The organism is Litoribacter populi (genome assembly GCF_007483685.1).
In the GTDB taxonomy this organism is placed as follows: Bacteria; Bacteroidota; Bacteroidia; order Cytophagales; family Cyclobacteriaceae; genus Litoribacter; species Litoribacter populi.
In genome coordinates this window covers 2,876,103-2,896,231 of record NZ_VMKN01000001.1, presented here as the reverse complement: position 1 = coordinate 2,896,231, position 20,129 = coordinate 2,876,103, and the positions used below count along the sequence as shown (strand labels likewise).

The 20,129-nt window shown below is 42.4% G+C and carries 19 protein-coding genes; 12 read left to right on the top strand and 7 right to left on the bottom strand.

From position 1 onward, the window contains the following. The first annotated feature begins 156 nt into the window (after window positions 1-156). From FPL27_RS12490 to FPL27_RS12480, 3 genes are all read left to right on the top strand, one after another. Window positions 157-771, top strand: coding sequence for an OmpH family outer membrane protein (locus tag FPL27_RS12490; protein WP_143961406.1), 615 nt, complete (start codon window positions 157-159; stop codon window positions 769-771). A gap of 101 nt (window positions 772-872) precedes the next feature. Continuing rightward, a complete protein-coding gene (locus FPL27_RS12485; RefSeq protein ID WP_143961405.1) occupies window positions 873-1,844 on the top strand; it encodes a deoxyhypusine synthase family protein in 972 nt (323 codons plus the stop codon). Window positions 1,845-1,853: 9 nt separating this feature from the next. After that, window positions 1,854-3,491 (top strand): OmpA family protein, encoded by a 1,638-nt coding sequence (locus FPL27_RS12480; protein WP_143961404.1) that lies wholly within the window; start codon window positions 1,854-1,856, stop codon window positions 3,489-3,491. A 137-nt stretch (window positions 3,492-3,628) separates the two neighbouring features. Here FPL27_RS12480 and ggt read toward each other — a convergent pair whose 3' ends face one another. The 3 genes from ggt to FPL27_RS12465 form a co-directional block, all read right to left on the bottom strand. Further along, window positions 3,629-5,356, bottom strand: coding sequence for a gamma-glutamyltransferase (gene ggt / locus FPL27_RS12475; protein WP_235893431.1), 1,728 nt, complete (start codon window positions 5,354-5,356; stop codon window positions 3,629-3,631). Further along, window positions 5,353-7,707, bottom strand: a complete 2,355-nt coding sequence (locus tag FPL27_RS12470; RefSeq protein WP_143961403.1) for a S9 family peptidase — start codon at window positions 7,705-7,707, stop codon at window positions 5,353-5,355. Before FPL27_RS12470 ends, ggt begins: the two co-directional genes overlap by 4 nt. 95 nt (window positions 7,708-7,802) lie before the next feature. Continuing rightward, a complete protein-coding gene (locus FPL27_RS12465; protein WP_143961402.1) occupies window positions 7,803-8,141 on the bottom strand; it encodes an Hpt domain-containing protein in 339 nt (112 codons plus the stop codon). 387 nt (window positions 8,142-8,528) lie between these two features. On the opposite strand from FPL27_RS12465, the gene FPL27_RS12460 reads away from it, so the two are divergent. Genes FPL27_RS12460 through FPL27_RS12450 form a run of 3 tightly spaced genes read left to right on the top strand, consistent with a single transcriptional unit; the run spans window position 8,529 to window position 9,797 of the window. Further along, window positions 8,529-8,711 (top strand): hypothetical protein, encoded by a 183-nt coding sequence (locus tag FPL27_RS12460; protein ID WP_143961401.1) that lies wholly within the window; start codon window positions 8,529-8,531, stop codon window positions 8,709-8,711. Further along, on the top strand, window positions 8,683-9,144 hold the full coding sequence (locus FPL27_RS12455; RefSeq protein ID WP_143961400.1) for a DUF2452 domain-containing protein: 462 nt from the start codon (window positions 8,683-8,685) through the stop codon (window positions 9,142-9,144). The genes FPL27_RS12460 and FPL27_RS12455 overlap by 29 nt, the downstream gene beginning before the upstream one ends. A gap of 5 nt (window positions 9,145-9,149) precedes the next feature. Continuing rightward, entirely contained in the window at window positions 9,150-9,797 is a 648-nt protein-coding gene (locus FPL27_RS12450; protein ID WP_143961399.1) for a DUF7255 family protein, read from the top strand. Here FPL27_RS12450 and FPL27_RS12445 read toward each other — a convergent pair. Both FPL27_RS12445 and FPL27_RS12440 read right to left on the bottom strand, forming a co-directional pair. Then, window positions 9,794-10,408, bottom strand: coding sequence for a deoxynucleoside kinase (locus tag FPL27_RS12445; protein WP_143962156.1), 615 nt, complete (start codon window positions 10,406-10,408; stop codon window positions 9,794-9,796). The genes FPL27_RS12450 and FPL27_RS12445 overlap by 4 nt on opposite strands. 116 nt (window positions 10,409-10,524) lie before the next feature. Further along, the gene (locus FPL27_RS12440; RefSeq protein WP_143961398.1) at window positions 10,525-11,415 is read right to left on the bottom strand and encodes a 3-hydroxybutyryl-CoA dehydrogenase; all 891 of its coding nucleotides are present in this window, start codon (window positions 11,413-11,415) and stop codon (window positions 10,525-10,527) included. A gap of 230 nt (window positions 11,416-11,645) precedes the next feature. Between FPL27_RS12440 and FPL27_RS12435 the strand changes: the two genes are divergently transcribed. Next, window positions 11,646-12,473 carry a CvfB family protein gene (locus FPL27_RS12435; protein WP_143961397.1) on the top strand — a complete coding sequence of 276 codons (828 nt, stop codon included), beginning with the start codon at window positions 11,646-11,648 and terminating at the stop codon, window positions 12,471-12,473. Here the strand turns inward: FPL27_RS12435 and FPL27_RS12430 are convergent. Beyond that, window positions 12,470-12,829 carry an arsenate reductase family protein gene (locus FPL27_RS12430; RefSeq protein WP_143961396.1) on the bottom strand — a complete coding sequence of 120 codons (360 nt, stop codon included), beginning with the start codon at window positions 12,827-12,829 and terminating at the stop codon, window positions 12,470-12,472. The two genes, FPL27_RS12435 and FPL27_RS12430, sit on opposite strands and share 4 nt — an antisense overlap. 110 nt (window positions 12,830-12,939) lie before the next feature. On the opposite strand from FPL27_RS12430, the gene FPL27_RS12425 reads away from it, so the two are divergent. Together FPL27_RS12425 and FPL27_RS12420 are read left to right on the top strand one after the other, a co-directional pair. Next, window positions 12,940-13,425 (top strand): YkgJ family cysteine cluster protein, encoded by a 486-nt coding sequence (locus FPL27_RS12425; protein WP_235893430.1) that lies wholly within the window; start codon window positions 12,940-12,942, stop codon window positions 13,423-13,425. Window positions 13,426-13,472: 47 nt separating this feature from the next. After that, entirely contained in the window at window positions 13,473-14,396 is a 924-nt protein-coding gene (locus FPL27_RS12420; protein ID WP_143961395.1) for an ROK family protein, read from the top strand. On the opposite strand, the gene FPL27_RS12415 is transcribed toward FPL27_RS12420, so the two are convergent. Further along, window positions 14,386-14,775 (bottom strand): hypothetical protein, encoded by a 390-nt coding sequence (locus FPL27_RS12415; protein WP_143961394.1) that lies wholly within the window; start codon window positions 14,773-14,775, stop codon window positions 14,386-14,388. The genes FPL27_RS12420 and FPL27_RS12415 overlap by 11 nt on opposite strands. Window positions 14,776-14,949: 174 nt before the next feature. On the opposite strand from FPL27_RS12415, the gene FPL27_RS12410 reads away from it, so the two are divergent. The 3 genes from FPL27_RS12410 to FPL27_RS12400 are packed head-to-tail and all read left to right on the top strand — an operon-like array spanning window position 14,950 to window position 20,017. After that, a complete protein-coding gene (locus FPL27_RS12410) occupies window positions 14,950-15,438 on the top strand; it encodes a DNA topoisomerase IV (protein WP_143961393.1) in 489 nt (162 codons plus the stop codon). Window positions 15,439-15,471: 33 nt separating this feature from the next. Continuing rightward, window positions 15,472-17,373 carry a DNA topoisomerase IV subunit B gene (locus tag FPL27_RS12405; protein WP_143961392.1) on the top strand — a complete coding sequence of 634 codons (1,902 nt, stop codon included), beginning with the start codon at window positions 15,472-15,474 and terminating at the stop codon, window positions 17,371-17,373. Between the two features lie 46 nt (window positions 17,374-17,419). After that, the gene (locus FPL27_RS12400; RefSeq protein ID WP_143961391.1) at window positions 17,420-20,017 is read left to right on the top strand and encodes a DNA gyrase/topoisomerase IV subunit A; all 2,598 of its coding nucleotides are present in this window, start codon (window positions 17,420-17,422) and stop codon (window positions 20,015-20,017) included. The last annotated feature ends 112 nt before the right edge of the window (window positions 20,018-20,129 follow it).

The window sequence follows — 20,129 nt, the reverse complement described above, 5'->3', positions numbered from 1 at the left end:
TTTTCTTCTGTTAATACCTCTGACTTAAAATTATCCCTTGGGAAATAGATACTTAGATAATTCTTAACTTATATTAACAACTTTAATAAAGTTTAAAATTTGGGAAAAGAATAGTTTGTTTATATTTGCCTCTAGTTGAATTAATTAAAGATTAAAGTGAGAAAACTAGGTAAAGTACTGGGAATTTTAGGTGTAACAGCCATGGCGTTCACTGCCTGTGATAATCAGGGCAACACAGCCAACACAAACGCAACAACCTCTGAAGGTAACGATACGGAAGTATCTATCTCAGACCTTAAAGTGGCTTATATCCACACCGACAGCGTAATCAATAATTTTACTTTCTTCAAGGAGAAAAGTGCTGAGATTGCCGATAAGGGTAAGAAGTTTGAAAGTGAGCTTTCAAACCGGGCAAGAGGTTTTGAACAAGAAGTTGCCAATTTCCAGCAAACTGCCAACAACATGACTCCGAACCAATCTAGAGCTAAGCAGGAGGAATTGATGACTAAAGAAAGAAATCTGGTTACTTATCGTGATAATTTGATGCAGGAGTTATCTGCAGATGAAGCGGAATTGTACAATGAAGTTTATGATCAGATCCAAGACTACCTTACCACTTATGCTGAGGAAAACAATCTTGAAATGATCTTGTCTTATACTAGAGGTGGAGGTGTATGGTATGCCAAAAACAGCTTGGACGTAACCAACTCTGTAATTGAAGGCATGAATAGCCATTATACTCAGAAAAAAGATACAACTGAGAAAAAGTAATTAACTCCTTAATGTTAGGAAGGAAAAGCTCGGTTTATGACCGGGCTTTTTTTGTTAGTATTTATTTTGGTAATTTTACTCGATATAAAACCATTTAATCTATGAATGTAACAACGTTTTTAAAGCATAATTTCAGACACTTTAATGCCGCGGCCCTAATCGATGCAGCGGAAGGATACAAAACACACCTAGATCAAAACGGCAAAATGATGGTTACCCTAGCGGGAGCTATGTCTACTGCAGAACTTGGTATTTCGTTGGCCGAAATGATCCGTCAAGATAAAGTTCAGATCATCACTTGCACAGGTGCCAATCTGGAGGAAGATGTATTCAATTTAGTTGCACATGATTATTACGAGCGAATTCCTAATTACAGAGAACTTACCCCAGATCAGGAGCAGGAATTATTGAGTCGCCATATGAATAGGGTGACCGATACTTGTATCCCTGAAATGGAGGCTATGAGAAGGATCGAAAACGTGATTCTTGAGGAATGGGAAAAAGCGGATAATGCTGGAGAAGCCTATTTTCCGCATGAGTTTTTCTATAAAATTTTGCTTTCCGGAAAGCTGGATGAATCCTTTCAAATTGATCCCAAAGACAGCTGGTTACTAGAAGCAGCAAAGAAAAATCTTCCTATCATAGTACCAGGTTGGGAAGATAGCACGTTGGGTAATATGTACGCAGGACATTGTATATCTGGGGACATCAAGAACGTACACACCGTTAAAAGTGGGATTCAGTACATGATGTTCTTAGCAGATTGGTACACTGAAAACGCGACGGAGGATAGCAAAGTTGGATTCTTCCAAATCGGAGGAGGTATTGCTGGAGACTTCCCGATCTGTGTGGTACCAATGTTGCACCAGGATTTGCAACGCGACAATGTGCCTTTGTGGGGTTACTTTTGTCAGATTTCTGATTCGACTACTTCCTATGGTTCCTACTCTGGCGCTGTGCCAAATGAGAAAATCACTTGGGGAAAACTTGGGCTCGACACCCCGAAATATATCATCGAATCAGACGCCACAATTGTTGCTCCATTGGTATTTGCGATCGTACTAGGACAATAAAAACAAAGCATGATTCAAATAAAGAAATCTTTTCAAAAAGCAGGCATTTTATCAATGCTTGCTTTTTCTGCTTTGGGCAGCGCCCAGGCACAGCAGATAAATCTTAACAATGTCAACACGGAGTATGACGAACAACACCCCGTATTGGCCTCCAATGGAGATTTATATTTTTCTGTGGGATTCCATCCAAAAAATAAAGGGGGGGAAAAAGACGCAGGTGATATTTGGATGAGCCGACCTGGGGCATCTGGAGAATATTTCTCGCCTACGCAGGTTCTTGCCCTTTCAACAAAAGGAAATGACGTATTAGTCGGGTTCCCTTCCAACGATGAGGCCTTGGTTTATCATGACGGGAAGGAGAAGCTAAAAGGGATCCATCGATACTATAAAGGCAACGAAGGCTGGCAGTATGGGGAAATGGTTAAAATTTTAGGTTTCCGGACCAATTCTGATCATTTCAGTGCCCGCTTACACGCTAATGGTAAAATTATGGTCATGACCTTAGAGTCTTTTAGCTCCTACGGAAATGAGGATATCTATGTGAGTTTCTTTGAAAACGAAAAATGGAGTACTCCTCAAAACCTAGGTCCTCAAATCAATACCTTCAGGCAGGAAATGACCCCATCTTTATCCGAGGATACCAAAACACTTTATTTCTCTTCTAACGGCCATGGGGGTGAAGGTGGAAGGAATGTCTTCTACTCCACCCGATTGGATGAATCATGGGAAAATTGGACTACCCCGGCCCCCATTGGGGAAATCAACACCTCAGGGGTGGAGCTTGGGTATATATTGGCAAACTCCTCTGATAATCTGGCCATTTACACTTCCACGCAAAACAGTGAAGGTTTTGGTGATTTGATGATTGCTGATGTTATGCAAAAGCAAATGGCTGAAGCTGTTGTTGAAGAAGTTCCTGTAGTAGTTACCAAAGCTCCGGCAGAGGAGGTGCCAACTTCTGTAATTCCAACAAAAGTCCCCTTACCCGAAACACCGAGGAAAGTGGAAAAGGTCGCCGTAGAGGAAGTAAAGGCACGAACGGTCACCAATACCGCTCCACGATCTACAGGACCAAAAACCTTGTCGATAAATGTTTTGGACATTCAGACTTTGAAAGAAGTTGATTACCAAATTAGAGTAGTTAAGGCCGGTGAAGAGATCGTGCTTAGCAAGAAGGAAATTGATGAAATGGAAGGGGAGGAGAAGCTGACCATTTTTGCCAAAGGGTATTTTCCGCAAACATACACCAAAGAGAATCTGATCGAACTCAGAGATCCTGTATTATTGACCCCGGCAGCCAAAGGTAATAGCATTGTGCTGGAAAACATCCTCTTCAAGCGCGGAACAGCTGATTTGACGGACGTGAGTTCGTTGGAGAATGTAAGGAAGTTAGCTTCCTTTATGAAGGAAAATCCTGAGCTTAAAGTACGCATCGAAGGCCATACCGATAACCTCGGCGATCCTCAACTCAACAAGGAGCTTTCCATGAGCCGTGCAAGCATGATTCGAAATTTATTGATAGATGCGGGAGTAAAATTTGAGCGCATCCGAGTATCTGGCTGGGGTGGTACCAAGCCTATCTCCGAAAACCAAACGGAAGAAGGTCGGAACAAAAATAGAAGGGTTGAAATGGTCATATTGGACTGAATTTGTCTATATAAAAAAAACCGCAGAGGCGCTGAGAGTACAGAGATTAATAATTTTTCTCCGAACTCTGCGCCTCTGCGGTTTTCTATTTCAGCGATGTATTTTTTCCTTCATACTTCGTATTTCTAACTTCGTACTTAGTAACCAATTGCCGTATCCATCCCCCTCGGATCAGCCCCGCCTTCAAGTTTACGGTCTTCTCTCACCAAGATAGCGTCGACTCTGCCAATAGGCCCTCTTTCCTCGAATTTATGGCCTTTGGCCTCCATCTTAGCCTTGAGTTCCTCATCCAGTTTTCCTCTTTCAAAATAAATATGATCAGGCTGCCATTGGCTGTGGAATCTTCGGGCACTGACTGCTTGCTGCATGCCCATGTCAAACTCGGTTACGTTTACAATGGTCTGGAATACAGAGGTAGGAATGGTAGAGCCTCCCGGTGTGCCTACTACCATAAACAATTCGTTATTTTTCTCCATGATCACCGGCGTCATGGAGCTCAGCATCCTTTTGCCTGGTTCGATCTTGTTGGCTTCACCCCCAAGCACTCCAAACATATTGGGAAAACCTGGTTTGATGGAGAAATCATCCATCTCATTGTTTAAGAGAAATCCTGCCCCATCCACGACTACATAAGACCCCATGGAGCCATTGATAGTAGTAGTGGCCGATACTGCATTACCATTCTTATCAACAATGGAAAAATGGGTGGTTTCCTCGGATTCCTGAAGGATTTCTCCTTCTAGGATCTCACTAGATGGAGTGGCTAATTCCGGATCGTAGTTTTGGAAACGTTGGGCCAAATACTCTTCGGATACTAAGGTTTTGACTGGTACCGGATAATAATCCGCATCGGCCATATAAGCAGCTCTGTCAGCATAAGTTCTCCTTTCAAGCTCGGTCTTCAAATGGAAGTATTCCGCAAAGTTATCTGGATTGGGATTCACCTCAAACTTTTCCAACAAGCCCAACATCTGCAGAATTATTATTCCTCCACTGCTAGGTGGTCCCATAGTGATGAGTTTGTAGTCTTTGAAGTTGCCAATCAATGGGTCTCTCCATACACTTTCATATTGGTCCAAGTCTTCTTGAGTAAATACTCCCCCACCTCTCTCCATTTCTTCTAATATTGCATTTGCCACCGGACCCTTGTAAAACCCCTCCCGACCATTATCTCGGATGTAAGTCAACGTCTGGGCCAACTGGGCCTGAACTAAGGTGTCTCCTTCTTGCCATTCTCTTCCAGTGAACTGTAGCGGATCTACTGTTGAAAACTCCTTGAATGTTGGAGAAGCCCTTATAAATTTCTTGGCTTCCCTTTCGGTCAAAACAAACCCTTTTGCCAAATCTATAGAAGGCTGCACCAGGTCTGCCCAAGGGAGGGAACCATGTTTTTCGTATGCCTTGACCATTCCGTCCACAGAGCCAGGAATGCCAGAGGCTAAATGCCCTCTTTGACTTTTTTTAGCTTGGGCCTCACCGTCTTCATCCAAAAACATATCCCTGGAAGATTTAATTGGTGATTTTTCTCTGAAATCCAGTGTTTCATAATTCCTTTCCGAATCCCTGATCACAAAGAATCCCCCGCCGCCAATATTGCCAGCCTCGGGAAAAACTACAGCTAACGCAAACTGAACGGCAATAGCGGCATCTACTGCATTTCCGCCGTTTTTAAGAATCTCAACGCCAACCTCCGAAGCCAAAGGGTGTGCTGATACTACCATAGCGCTGTCTGCCAGCACCCCAACTTCTGCAGATCCCTCTATCCCACGTTCACCAGGCTTGGTGCCAGGTTGATTGCAGGAGAAAAGAATTAATAGAAGGGCCGCCATTGCTGGCAGCCCTTTAATGTTTAAGTTTTTAATCATTTCAATAAATTGTCATTAAAGAGTTTCAAGATTCTCTTGTATTCATCTGTCCAGCTGCTTGGTTCCACAAAACCGTGGTCTTCCACAGGGTATACAGCCATTTCCCAATTGTCTTTCTCCAGCTCAATTAATCGTTGAGCCAATCTTACTACGTCTTGAAAATGAACGTTGACATCCACAATACCGTGTGCGATAAGCAAGTGTCCTTGTAAGCCTTCGGCAAAATAAATGGGTGAAGATCTTCTATAGGCAATAGGGTCATTAATTGGCTCATTCAGAATGTTGGAAGTATAGCCATGGTTATAGTGCGCCCAATCGGTGACAGATCTCAACGCCGCCCCAGCATGGAAATACTCAGGCTCATTGAACAAGGCCATCAAGGTAATGAAACCGCCATAGCTGCCACCATAAATGCCCATTCTTTCTGGGTCTACACCATGCTGATCTGCTAAAAACTTGGCCCCATCTACATGATCAGAAAGGTCTTTTCCTCCCATATGTCGATATATGCTCGTTCTCCAATCTCTGCCATACCCAGCACTACCACGGTAATCAATATCCAAAACGGTATAACCCAAATCCGTCAGCAGATTATGAAACATGTACTCTCTGAAGTAATTGGACCACCATTTATGCACGTTTTGTAGGTAACCTGCACCGTGCACAAAGATCACCCCCGCACCGTTGCTTTTATCTACTTCGGGCTTGTAAAGCCTTGCCCATACCATCTCTCCATCTTCAGCTTGGAATTGAACCAATTCAGGTTCTCTCCATTCATACGATTTGAACTCCTCCGATTGACCTTCGGTCACTTGTTGCGCTTCTTCCTCACCTAAAGGCTGAAGATATAATTCCCATGGCTTGTTGCTGTAAGAGTGCAAAATGGCCATGTGCTTTTCATCTGGAGAAAGGGAAACATCATTGTTGCCTTCCATATGAGTGAGTTTTTCCATTTCTCCTCCCATTACCGGCATCTTATAAAAATGTCTTTCTCCGGGATGTACTTCAGAAGTGGTCAGGTACCAATGTTTTTGGTCATTGGAAAGCTTAGGGTTAAACACCTCGTATTCACCTTGGGTCAGGGCTTTTTTCTGTCCCGTATTAATGTCTAATAGGTATAAGTGTGAATACCCTGATGCTTCAGATTGAAAGTAAACATGCTGATTGTCGGGTAACCATCCGAAGGTCCCTCCACCAAAAGCATACCCTATTCCAGGTCCTGCAATCCAAGCCTCATCCCGCTGCCGGTCCAATGTGCTGATCTTGCTCTCCTGTAGGTCTAGTTTGGCTATCCACCTGTCTTTATTGTCCTGGGACCTGATGCTCAATACCGCATGCTCGCTGTCCTCTGAAAAGTGAACCTTGGCAGGTATTACTTCCCGGTCCTTCTTTTCCCATTCCTTATCCGGATAGTCTGATGTATAATCAGGGAGATCTTGAATGCCTTCAAGAGTACTCATATCAGTTATGATTACAGTATCACGCTCAAGATCATATACGGCCAACTGCATCTTTGAGGCATCTTGGCCTACTTTTGGTCTTGCTGGCAAGTTTACAGTGTAGCCAGTCGCATCGGCATAATCGGGTACATCTGTTCCCTCTGGGCTGATTCGCTCCACCAAGGTGAAGGTCACATATTTTAAATCTGGGGATAAGGAAAGACTACTAACCCCTTTGTTATCGGCATAAAAAGTAAACTTCTCTTTATCGGTAGTTTGCTTTTTGTATTCATCAGATTTTTCTTTCTTTTCCTCACGCTCTTTGATCACCTGTAATAGTTCCAGGTTGTCTTCTTTCAGCCACTTGTCTTTCTCCGACTTATCCCCGTTTTTCTCTTTTGGCCTGGAGCCGGAATTGATGTTGGTGATTTTTTTTAATTTACCGCTGGATGCTTCTACGGTATAGAGGTTTTGTCCTGATTCAAAAGCAATATGCTCCCCAACAAACATCGGGTTGCTGATACGATTACCAAGGTCGACTAAGGTTTGGCTTTCATTTTTGGCTATATCATGGAGCATAAGTGATCCGTCCTTTACATATAGCTTTTTACTCCTGTCCCTATTAAAAACTCCTCCATTAGGGTGAAGGGATTTTTTTTCACTCAGACTTACCTTTTCGATTTGGGTGGGGGTGGAGACCTGAATTTTATAAAGGGAGTCTGCTGGATCACCCTCTTTGTTGTATTCGAAATAGACGGTTTCACCTTGTTGGTCCCACTGCACTTTGGAGGGGAAGGTGCCCATCCATTTGGGGTCCTGCATGATTTTAGGAACCGATAGGTCACTGGTTTGGGCCGAGGCATACTGCATACTTAGGGCAGCAAACAGGCCCAAAAAGAATTGTTTTCTCATGGGTTTCGATTTTTTGGGCAAAATAATAGTCCAATTTGTAGTAAAATTGGACTATTTGCAATAATTCTTTTGTGAGTGGTATGTGGTTGTGGTGGTTAGTCAAATTCCTCATTGAGGAAAAAGTGTAACTCATCATCTACTGTTTGAAGGGTGTTTGTAAGCTGCTCTCGGTGCTGGGGATAGATTTTTTCGGGGTCGGATTCTATTTCTTCCAGCATTTTTCTTACCTGGAGGGCACCAATATAACTCATGGTGGATTTGCCTTTGTGGCATCTTACCTTGATTGTAGACCAATCTTTTTCGTCATAAAGCTTAGGCAGCTCCATCAGATCTTTGAGGTTGGTGCTCAAAATGACTTCAACCATCTGCTGAGCCATTTCATCGTCCTCGCCGAAATAGTGAAAAATTGTGCCCTTATGAATAATTGTATACATATAATCCGTCACGATGTTTCCGAAAAAGTTGTTAAATTAAAAAATGCATTATAAAGATAATAAAATGTATTTTAAAATTTGTTAAACTTCTTGGATATTTTTTAATAATTATTTAAACTTTCCTTAATTGCTGGATGGCACTTCCATGCGGCAACTTTTCAAGCCACCTGCATTTTTGGAACCAAATACAAGGAACTAAGTAGCAAGTATTTCAGCATCAATCGCTATTTTTTTCCTTTTAGTCACTCGTACTTCGTACTTAACCTCACTTCATCATTCTTTTTTGCCTTTGTACCTCGTACTTTGTGTTTTGTACTTTTTCTCTCCTTCTTTTTAATTAAATTTGAACCTCCAATAGCCTTTGTCCATTATATGAAGGAAGTTTAAATGAACAAGAACAAAAAACTATTCATCATCATCGGAGTCATTTTCCTCATTATCATGCTTCTTATCGGGATTGACATCTCTACTAGGACGACTTTTCCCGGATCGAAGGGGAATCTGAAAGAACGAATGGCACCAAGTGATACTCTCGAAACCCATGGGGAAAAACAAAATCGACATCAGTAAAATCGACCTTGACGAACTCAAGGAGAAGACCACCGATAAACCGGGTACACTAGACCATGCCCATCATACTGGCAGCGCTGTGATCAAGCCCGAAGATAAAGGCAAGATCACCGGACGAGCTCTTTCTGCTATGGAAACCCAGACGGATATGCAAATGGCCCAGATCTATCAACAGATGCAACTTCTGGCTGACCAGGCCAAAGCCTTGCAGGCCCGAAAGGAGATTTCGCATAGAATATATCAAGCTTCCATGTCTTTCGAACCTTTAATTAACCATCATTATTTTTTATACGAAAAACAAAATGATGGTGATTTTCTGAGTTTGGTTGCTCCCGAGGAATGGGGCAGAAAAAATAATGCCACATTTCTGGCTGAAGTAAAACTACTCGCAGACCATACCTGGCAAATCATCAGGAAAGGTCCCAAATCCTAAGTATAGTGCACAATATCAAAATCAACTATCTCATTCAGACCCTTCAGGATCAGGATGTGGAGGTCTATCCTCAATTCGATTTTCACGTTTCTCCTTCCATTTTGGACGAAAAGGGTAAAACTTTACTCAAAGAAATTTATTCGGAACTTGGGGGCAACAATGGACTCATCATTTTGCCAAGAATAAGAGCGGATTTTAAGATAGGTAATACATTATTTTTTTACGACAATGAAAACCACTTCAATCGCTACAGGCTGAAGACCCTCAAAACGGAGCTTTATGAGCTTTTTGCCTTTAATTGGAAAGATTCTTATCTACGGCTTTGCAGAACTTACGAGAAGGACTGCCTGCAATCTGGTATGCAGGATAGAATATGGAATGGCCCTCCCGTGGCCAAGACGCACTTTGGAAAAGCCGAGCTCCCCGGTGAACTGACGGGTAACGGTTCTTGCGGCTGGAAACTTAACGCTTACAATGATGCACAGATTGACCTTTTCAGCAGACTTTATGGATATAGATTAGTGCGAATTGCCAAATATGAAAACATAATGCTTGGGGGTGGACTCAAGGCTGTTGACCAGTTAATTCACTCACCTGACCCACAAGTCAAAACGGGGTTGTGCAAATGGATTCAAAGAAAAGCTGAGCTTTAGAATAACCCGTTGATCTCCCTGTCGATTTTTCCGACAATACTGGAGAAATCTTCAGGGTGGGCCACAAAATCTAAATGGTTGACATCAACTACGAGCAAGTTGCCTTTGTCATAGTTTCCTATCCACGCTTCGTAATGAGAGTTCAGGTTTTTCAAATAGTCAATCCTGATTGCGTTTTCATAATCTCTTCCTCTTTTTTCAATCTGACCAACCAGTTTAGGAATATCTGCTTTTAGATAAATCAATAGGTCAGGTGCCTTCACGTAATCGATCATGCTATGAAAAAGGTTGAGATAATTGTGGTAATCCCGCTCAGATATCAGCTTAGATTTGTACAAGTTAGCCGCAAAAATATAGGCATCCTCATAGATAGTCCTATCTTGAATGATCGAAATATTGCTTTCCCTGATTTTCTGGATTTGCTTAAAGCGGCTGTTTAAAAAATACACTTGAAGATGGAAAGACCACCGTTGCATGTCTTCATAAAAATCAGCCAAATAGGGATTGTTTTCTACCGCCTCAAACTCGGCCTTCCAACCATAATGTTTGGACAATTTTTCTGTGAGAGTAGTTTTTCCACTACCAATGTTTCCGGATACGGCGATATGCATGGGATGTCTTTTCAAGTAGTATAAGGGTTTGCAAAAATATAAAAAAATAACAGCCAAATGGGCAAAAAAGAGCCCGAACCAGAACGGAACGGGCTATCTTTTTGAAGATAAGTTAGTTACTTTTTAAACCTCTCTGACACTACAAGATCCTTACTTCCCTTCGTGTATTTATAAAAGCCTTCACCAGATTTGGCACCCATGTAGCCAGCCTCCACCATATTGATCAACAATGGGCAAGGGGCATATTTTGGATTTCCAAAACCATCGTGCAACACTCTCAATATAGAAAGACATACATCCAGACCGATGAAGTCAGCCAGCTGCAAAGGACCCATAGGGTGGGCCATTCCTAGTTTCATTACGGTGTCAATTTCTTCGATGCCAGCCACACCTTCGTACAGCGTGTAGATAGCTTCATTGATCATAGGCATGAGGATCCTGTTTGCTACAAAGCCAGGGTAATCGTTTACTTCAACCGGAGACTTGCTTAGGTTACGGGAAAGCTCCATGATACGATCTGTGATTTCATCTGAAGTGGCATAACCTCTGATTACTTCAACCAACTTCATCACCGGCACGGGGTTCATGAAGTGCATACCAATCACTTTGTCCGGTCTGCTGGTCACCGCTCCGATTTTGGTGATCGAGATTGAAGAAGTGTTCGTAGCCAAAATGGTTTTTTCTGGACAGATGGAATCCAATTCCCTAAAAATGTCCAGCTTTATTCTCACATTTTCAGTTGCAGCTTCCACTACCAAGTCGGCATCTGCCACTCCATCGTTGAGATTGGTGAAAGTCTTGATGTTGGCCAAAGCCTGGCTTTTCTCATCCTCTGAGATAAGTTCTTTGCTTACTTGACGGTCAAGGTTTTTGCTGATAGTACCGATGGCACGCTCCAGTGCGTCCTGACTTAGGTCTATCAGGGACACCTGATAACCTTTTTGGGCAAAAACGTGGGCGATACCATTGCCCATGGTGCCTGATCCGATCACAGAAATATGCTTCATAAAATTTGATATTTGAGTTTATGGTTAAAAAAGACCCAATCGGGCCGATTTGTTTTGACTTTTTGCAAGGCCTAAAATACAGGGATATTTGGCGTTTTCCAATTTGATAACAATATTTCAAAATATTGTTTGGTTATTCACTAGCACTTGTCAAACGAAAAAAATCGGATTATTCCATTCCTTTGGGATTAATGCGTAATTTTGTGGATTCAAAAACCCCATTACCAATTATGAAAGAACTTGGACAGATCAGCAGCTTATTGATTAACCGTTTTACGCCCAATGGAGCTTATTTGGCTTTGAGAGATGGAGGGGAAGTTTTGCTTCCAAAATCCTATCTGAAGGGCGAAGAAAAGGAAGGGGAGGAATTAGAGGTGTTTGTCTATACCGACAGTGAAGATCGTCCAGTAGCCGTAACCAATAGGCCAGTAGCAATTGTGGACGAGTTTGCTGTTATGGAAGCCAAGGAGATCACCAAATTTGGTGCTTTCATGGATTGGGGCTTGCAGAAAGATCTTTTTGTTCCCAAATCAGAGATGGGCAAAGATATGGAAGAGGGTGGAAAATACCTCGTCATGGTTTGTGTGGATCATCGAACCAACAGACTTATAGGAGTCTCCAAATATGAAGACTTTATATTATCTGATACTCAAGGATATGAAGCAGGCCAACAAGTAGAGGGGTTGGTATTTGAAGAAACGGAACTTGGATACAAAGTGCTAATTGAATCCAAATTTGAAGGCCTTCTTTATAAAAATGAAATCTTCCGCGATCTTTCCATTGGTGACAGAATCAGTCCTTTTGTAAAAAAGGTGCGCGAGGATGGTAAGATTGACCTTATGCTGGAAGCTCCCACCAGAGAAAAATATGAAAAAGGGGCCGAAAAAATTCTCGAGATTCTAAAAGTCCGCAAATCTTTGCCCCTTCATGATAAGTCATCCCCCGAAGAGATTCAAAAAACATTGGGAATGAGTAAAAAGCATTTTAAACAATCCATAGGTCAGCTTTACAAAGATAAAAAAATCACTATTGAGCCAGACGGCATCCACCTTTCTTAATTAAGTTTGAGGATATCGTTGGGTTTTAGGCAAAGCACGGCCTTTTCTCGCTTTATGGCAATAGGTGCCTTAATCAGATGAGGGTATCTCACCAATATCTGCAACCAGCTCTCATCGTCCCAAGTCTTGCCTGCTATATGGGTTTGATAATCAGGATGAGCACGGTTAAGTAAGTCTTTGGCCCTTAAATCTAGTTTGTCAAGAATGGTGCGCCAGCCAGTCGTAGTGATTTTTTCCTTCTCAATATTTATTTCGTTGACATATCGGGATACGGAGCGCGCATAAGCCCTGGCTTTCTTGTCGATGGAATGCTCAGGGGTGTAATAGAAGAAGAGTTCGTTAGGATGCATTTTCATAATGTATGGCTTTAAGTGTCATTGAAAATAAGATAAAGTTGCTTCAAATCCAAATAAAAGAGGGTTTATTATTTATTGTTTAAAATTAAAGATTAATAAATATTTAGGTTTTGATTGAAGGTTTTGAAAATGCCAGTAAAAGCGAATATTCTGCCAATAAGAAATTGAAGGATCGCTTGCGCAAGATTAAATCCAAGGAACTGGATCAGATGTTCCATAGAGAGCACGAAAATTCCTTTCGGGAAATAGACTGCTTGGAATGTGCTAATTGCTGCAAAACCACTAGCCCTATTTTTATCTCCACTGATATCGAAAGAATCAGCAAAACACTGAAAATGAAAACAGGGGAGTTTATCGATACCTACCTCAGGCTTGACGAAGAAGGAGATTATGTGCTTCAGAAAAGTCCCTGTTCCTTTCTTTTGGACGACAACACCTGCCTGATCTATGAAGACCGGCCCAAAGCATGCAGGGAGTACCCCCATACCAATAGGAAAAATATTTCAGGCATCCTTGGACTCACCTTGCGCAACACCTTGGTATGTCCTGCAGTTTTACGTATTTTTCAAGTCTTTTCAAGGGATTTTAGGAAGTAAATCATTCTCTTTACTAACTTAGGGCGTTAAACCTATTAAAATCAGATATGAATCATCAAGAAGAGCATTTTTTGGGGGTAGATGTTGGCGGCACCCATTTGAAGATTGGGTTGGTAAGCCGGCAAGGCAAAATTGTCTCCTTTTTCAAAGAGGATACCAGACCTTATAGAGAGCACCCCGATGGGTTCAACCTATGTTTTCTAAAAGTAATCGGCAAATACTTGGAAATGTATCCAGAAGTCAGAAATGTCGGAATTGGCCTGCCCGGCCTAGTAAACAAAGAAAGGACAACCACCTTAGAGATACCTGCCATCCCAGCACTCAATGGTTTTGATCTCAGAGGATCTCTTCAAAAACTTTATAAAGACATTAATTTTTACCTGGAAAATGACGCTGCAGCGGCTGCTTTTGGGGAACTCAAATTCGGAAAATCCCAAACCTCCCCTAATTTTCTTTTTATCACAATGGGCACCGGCATAGGTAGCGCCTTGATCTTAAATGGAGAAATTTTCAAAGGCGCACGTGGCAATGCTATGGAAATGGGTCACATGCTTTCCCGAGGGAACGAGGGCTTGGAAAAATTGATAGGCCGAAATGGAATTCTGCGTATCATGGAGCGTATGATCGAAGCGTATCCAGAGAAAGCTGCAGGGCTCCTGGATAAGGAATTGGGTACTCACTTATTAGTAGATACCGCCAAGGAAGGAAACCCTGTTTCCCTTATGGTATTTGAGGAAGTAGGACGCATCTTGGGAGAGGCGATTGTTTCCACCGTAAGAATCCTTGATGTAAATGAGATTTATTTTGGTGGAGGCATCTCCGCTGGATTGGAGTTTATGATGCCTTCTTTGGAAAAAACGGTTAGGCAGTACTTGACCAAATATTACCTTTCAGACTTAAAGATGGAAAAGGCAACATTGGAAAACAACGCAGGCACTCTCGGTGCGGCTGCGCTGTGCTTTATGGATTAAGCGTGGTGACTGTCACTTCACTGACCTTATTTATGGCATTCATCCGGAAAAGAACCTTCAGTGGTTCTTTTCCTGTTTCCGCCCCTTCACAATTGGATGAAGGCTCAAGAAAATAGAAAAAGAAGCTTTGGCTTTTGTCCACCAGTTCCACGCGATCAGGCCTTCCAAACGTCTTAATGAGCTCTTGATTGTTTTTGCCCAAAAAAGAATTCTTGATACTTTTTATTTCATCCACATAAGCTAATCTTAATCCTAAACACCCGTTTCGATCCTTTTTCCACTCCTCTGTGTCAATGGATCCCGTTTCTAATGGGCTGGAACAAGAGACAATAGCTAACAATAACAATAGGGAAAGAAAGATTTGGGAGATTTTGGTCATAATGATTTGGATTTCTGGCCACAAAAGTAAGCAAAAATATATTTAATAGGGTATTATACTTTGGATCAGGGAATTAATTTGGGCAGATACACCTTATAGGCAAGGTGATCCCAATCCAAGACCGTTTCTATTCCCATAAAAATTCTATATTAGCGGCTTAATTATACTCAGATTATGTACAGAAGATTTGCCAAAGCCTTTCATTTCCTTTCCATTCTGCTCTTTATCATCCTTTTCATGTATATCTACGCGGCACTCCCAGAAAATGTCGCCTATCAGGTCGACGCTTCAGGTATGCCACTCAAGTCTATTGCAAGGGATACATTCTTTTATTTTGGGATAGCAGCCTTTATTATCCTCAACCTCATAATTGTTTTTGCAGGGAAAATGGTAGAAAAACAAGCCACTCCTAATCTTCGGAAACTATTTCCCACAGGTGATCCCTTCAGTGACAAAATGCTGGGTTGGATCTACTCATTTGCCGGAGTTCTCAATGTTTCCTTAGTGATCATAGCCTTTTTCGTCCACCGTATCAACAACCAATATGAGATACAAACGGAAGAGTTCAATCCATTCTTTTACATGATTCCTGTGTTCATGGTAGTTTGGATTATCCTGCTTTTTGTTATTTTAGGCAAAAAGTTGAACCAAGTAAGGTCCTGATTAAATTAACATTCATCTGAATCAAGCATATTTATGGCGTCAAACGTTCAATATACAGAAGACAGCATCAAATCCCTGGATTGGAGGGAGCACATCCGCCTCAGACCCGGTATGTATATCGGTAAGCTCGGAGACGGTAGCGCCCAGGATGACGGGATTTACGTTTTGGTAAAGGAAATCCTCGACAACAGTATCGATGAACACATGATGGGCCACGGCCGCACCATCGATATTAAGATCAGTGAACATAAAGTGGAAGTTAGGGATTACGGGCGTGGTATTCCTTTAGGAAAAGTCATCGACTGCGTATCCAAAATAAACACAGGTGGTAAATACGATTCAGGAGCCTTCCAGAAATCGGTAGGTCTAAACGGTGTCGGTACCAAGGCTGTCAACGCCCTATCGGAATATTTTCGGGTGCAATCTTATCGTGATGGTGAAACAAAAGTAGCCGAATTTGAAAAAGGGATACTTAAGGATGATAAGGCAGTGGTGAAAAGCTCCGACAGAAATGGAACCAAAATCACTTTTTCCCCAGATAGTACGGTTTTCAAAAACTATCATTTTATCCCGGAATACCTTGAAAACCAAATTTGGAACTACGCTTTTCTAAATGCAGGTCTTACCATTAACTACAACGGTAAGAAGTTCTATTCTGAAAAAGGCCTTCATGATCTTTTGGATAGAAAAGTCGACGAGGAAAGCCGCAGATATCCGATCATCCATCTTAAAGCAACCGATATTGAGATGGCCATGACACATAGCAACCAATATGGGGAGGAATACTATTCCTTTGTCAATGGTCAATTTACAACTCAAGGAGGTACGCACTTGACAGCTTTTAGAGAGGCTATTGTTAAGGCCGTCCGAGAGTTTTACAAAAAAGATTATGATGCCTCTGATATCAGGCAAAGTATTGTGGCATCCATTGCGGTGAGGGTTCAGGAGCCAGTCTTCGAATCCCAAACCAAGACCAAGCTAGGTTCTCAAAGCATTGGGCCTGATGGACCTACTTTGAGGACATTTGTCAATGACTTCATCAAAACGGAGCTCGATAATTACCTGCACAAAAATCCCGATGCGGCCAATGCCTTGTTGAAAAGGATACTGCAGTCTGAGCGCGAGCGTAAGGAGATCTCTGGCATTAAGAAACTTGCCAACGAAAGAGCAAAGAAAGCCAATCTGCATAACAAAAAACTTAGAGATTGTCGCGTGCATTATGATGATCCTAAGGCAAGTGATGAGAAGAAGAATGAAACCATGCTTTTCCTCACCGAGGGTGATTCTGCATCAGGTTCCATCACCAAATCGCGGAACGTGCAGACACAAGCGGTTTTTTCTCTCAGAGGTAAGCCATTGAACTGTTTTGGAATGACCAAAAAAGTGGTGTACGAGAATGAAGAATTCAACCTTCTGCAGCACGCACTTAATATTGAGGACGGCATAGAAAACCTTCGCTATAGAAAGATCGTGATCGCCACCGATGCCGATGTGGATGGCATGCACATCAGACTTTTGATCATGACATACTTCCTCCAGTTTTTCCCTGACTTAGTGAAAAATGGTCACCTTTACATTTTGGAAACCCCTCTTTTTAGGGTGAGAAATAAGAAAGAAACCATCTATTGCTATTCAGACGAAGAAAGGCAAAGGGCGATTATGAAATTGGGAAACAAGCCTGAAATCACCCGTTTTAAGGGATTGGGTGAGATTTCTCCGAATGAGTTTGGAGCTTTTATAGGTGAGGATATCCGTCTTGAGCCAATCATTTTAGGCAAGGACACGAAGATAGCCGACCTTTTGACTTTCTATATGGGCAAAAACACCCCAAACCGCCAAAATTTCATCATAGACAACCTGAAAATTGAAAAGGATATCGTCAAAGAGGAGGAAGAAGCCAGAAGGAAAGCCAAAGAAGAGCAGGCAGTAGCATAGCTTTTCATTTTTCACAACATTGAGTATCGCGAAATATTTGTTTTAAATGAGTGATTTAGAAAATAACGGACCTTTGGACAACGACGAGGAATTGCATGAGTCGATTCCCGTGACAGGCATGTACAAGGACTGGTTCCTTGATTATGCATCCTATGTGATCTTGGAAAGGGCAGTGCCGGCTATAGAAGACGGCTTGAAGCCTGTACAGCGTAGGATCATGCATGCCATGAAGGAAATGGATGATGGCCGTTTCAACAAGGTGGCCAATATCATCGGACAGACCATGCAGTATCACCCCCACGGAGATGCTTCGATCAGTGATGCCATAGTTAACCTTGGACAAAAGGATCTTTTGATAGAAACCCAAGGAAATTGGGGCGACATCCGAACTGGTGATGGGGCGGCTGCAGCTAGGTATATCGAGGCTAGACTTTCTAAGTTTGCCTTGGATGTGGTATTTAACCCTCAGACTACCGAATGGCAACTTTCCTATGATGGGAGAAAGAAGGAACCAGTGGCTTTACCGGTCAAGTTTCCTCTGCTTTTGGCCCAAGGTGTGGAGGGTATCGCTGTAGGTCTTTCAACTAAAATTCTCCCGCACAATTTCATCGAACTTATTGAAGGGTCGATCGAAGTTTTAAAAGGAGGCCGACCAACCCTTCTACCTGATTTCCCTACAGGGGGATTGGGTGATTTTTCGGAATACAATGAAGGTATCAGAGGCGGTAAAATAAAGGTTCGTGCAAGGATTGAGGAAGAGGATAATAAAACCCTTTTAATCAAAGAAATACCGTACGGCACTACAACTAATTCTTTGATCGAATCCATTATCAAAGCAAACGATAAAGGCAAGATCAAAATCAAGAAAGTGACTGACAATACGGCTGCGGACGTGGAAATCCAAATACAGTTGGCTCCTGGCCAGTCTCCGGATATGACCATTGATGCATTGTATGCCTTCACTGACTGTGAGGTTTCCATTTCTCCAAATGCCTGTGTGATCATTGAGGACAAACCTGTTTTTCTCACCGTAAACGATATTCTCTCCTACAACACCAAGCAGACAAAGGACCTCCTAAAAAGGGAACTTGAGATCCGCAAGGCTGAATTGATGGAGAAATTGCTGTTTTCCTCTTTGGAGAAAATCTTCATCGAAAACAGAATTTACCGTGATATTGAGGAATGTGAGACATGGGACGCGGTGATCGAAACCATCGATAGGGGACTAGATCCTTTCAAGCCGGAGTTCTATAGAGAAATCACGACCGAAGATATTGTCAAGCTAACGGAGATCAAGATCAAGAGGATTTCCAAGTTTGATGCCTTCAAGGCTGACGAATTGATGCGCAAATTGGAAGAGGAGTTGAAAGAGGTGGAATACAACCTCAACCACCTCACCCAATATGCAATCAAATACTACAAAGATCTACTTTCAAAATACGGCAAGGGAAGGCAAAGAAAGACTGAAATCCGGGCTTTCGAAAACATCCAAGCCACCGTGGTAGCGGCAAACAATGCCAAACTTTATGTCAATAGAGCTGATGGTTTTATCGGCTATGGTTTGAAGAAGGATGAATTTGTGTGCGACTGCTCTGATTTGGACGATATCATAGTTTTCAAACGTGACGGTACGGCCCAGGTGACCAGAATCCAAGACAAGGTCTTCGTAGGAAAGGACATTATCCATGTAAGCGTGTTCCGTAAAGGGGACGAGCGCATGGTTTACAATCTGATCTACCTTGACGGGGGCTCCGGAAGAGCCATGGTCAAGAGATTTCAGGTGCTCAGTGTGACCCGAGACCGAGAGTATGTGCTTACCAAGGGTACTAAAGGCTCCAAGGTCATGTATTTTACGGCCAACCCTAATGGAGAGGCTGAGATCGTGACAGTATACCTTACCCAAGGCAGCAAGGCCCGTGTGAAGGTGTTTGACTTTGACTTCTCAACCATTGAAATCAAAGGTAGGGGAGCCGGAGGAAACATTCTGACTAGGTACCCCGTGCGAAAAATCCAACTTAAGATGGAGGGTGTTTCTACATTGGGAGGACTGGATATTTATTACGATGAACATATTGGAAGATTAAATACCGACGGCAGAGGCCGCTTGGTGGACAATTTCCTTGGAGATGATAAGATACTTGCTGTCTATAGAAATGGGGAGTATGAACTGACTTCATTTGAGGTTACCAATAGATACGAACCGAAAGAGCTGTTGCTATTGGAAAAGTTTGATTCCAAAAAGGTCATTTCCGCCATCTACTTTGACGGTACCTCCAAGACCCATTTCGTGAAGCGCTTCATGGTGGAGACCTCTACGATCAACAAAAAGTTTAACTTCATAACCGATCATCGCAATAGCAGATTAGAGGTGGTCAGCACCGAGGAGCAGCCTCAAGTGAAGGTCAAGTTGCAAAAAGGAAAGGAAACCGAGGAAGTAATCTACGATGTGGACATGCTGATAGACGTAAAAGGCTGGAAAGCCATCGGAAACAAGCTGACTTCTCATACGGTGAAAGACCTATCACTTTTGGCCCCTGTGAAGCCCAAAAAAGAAGAAAACCCCCAGGAACTTAAGGTCGGAGACAGCATTGACCTGAGCGTGGATGAAGAGGATGACGACGAGGATCAATTGGACCTTTTTTAGGTTTAATGGTTGAAGAGATTAAGAGATTAAGTTTTAAAAAAGCCGTGTGAAGATGTTTACACGGCTTTTTTCTATTCAAGGACTGGGCTCCCTGGTTGTTCCAAGGCAACCA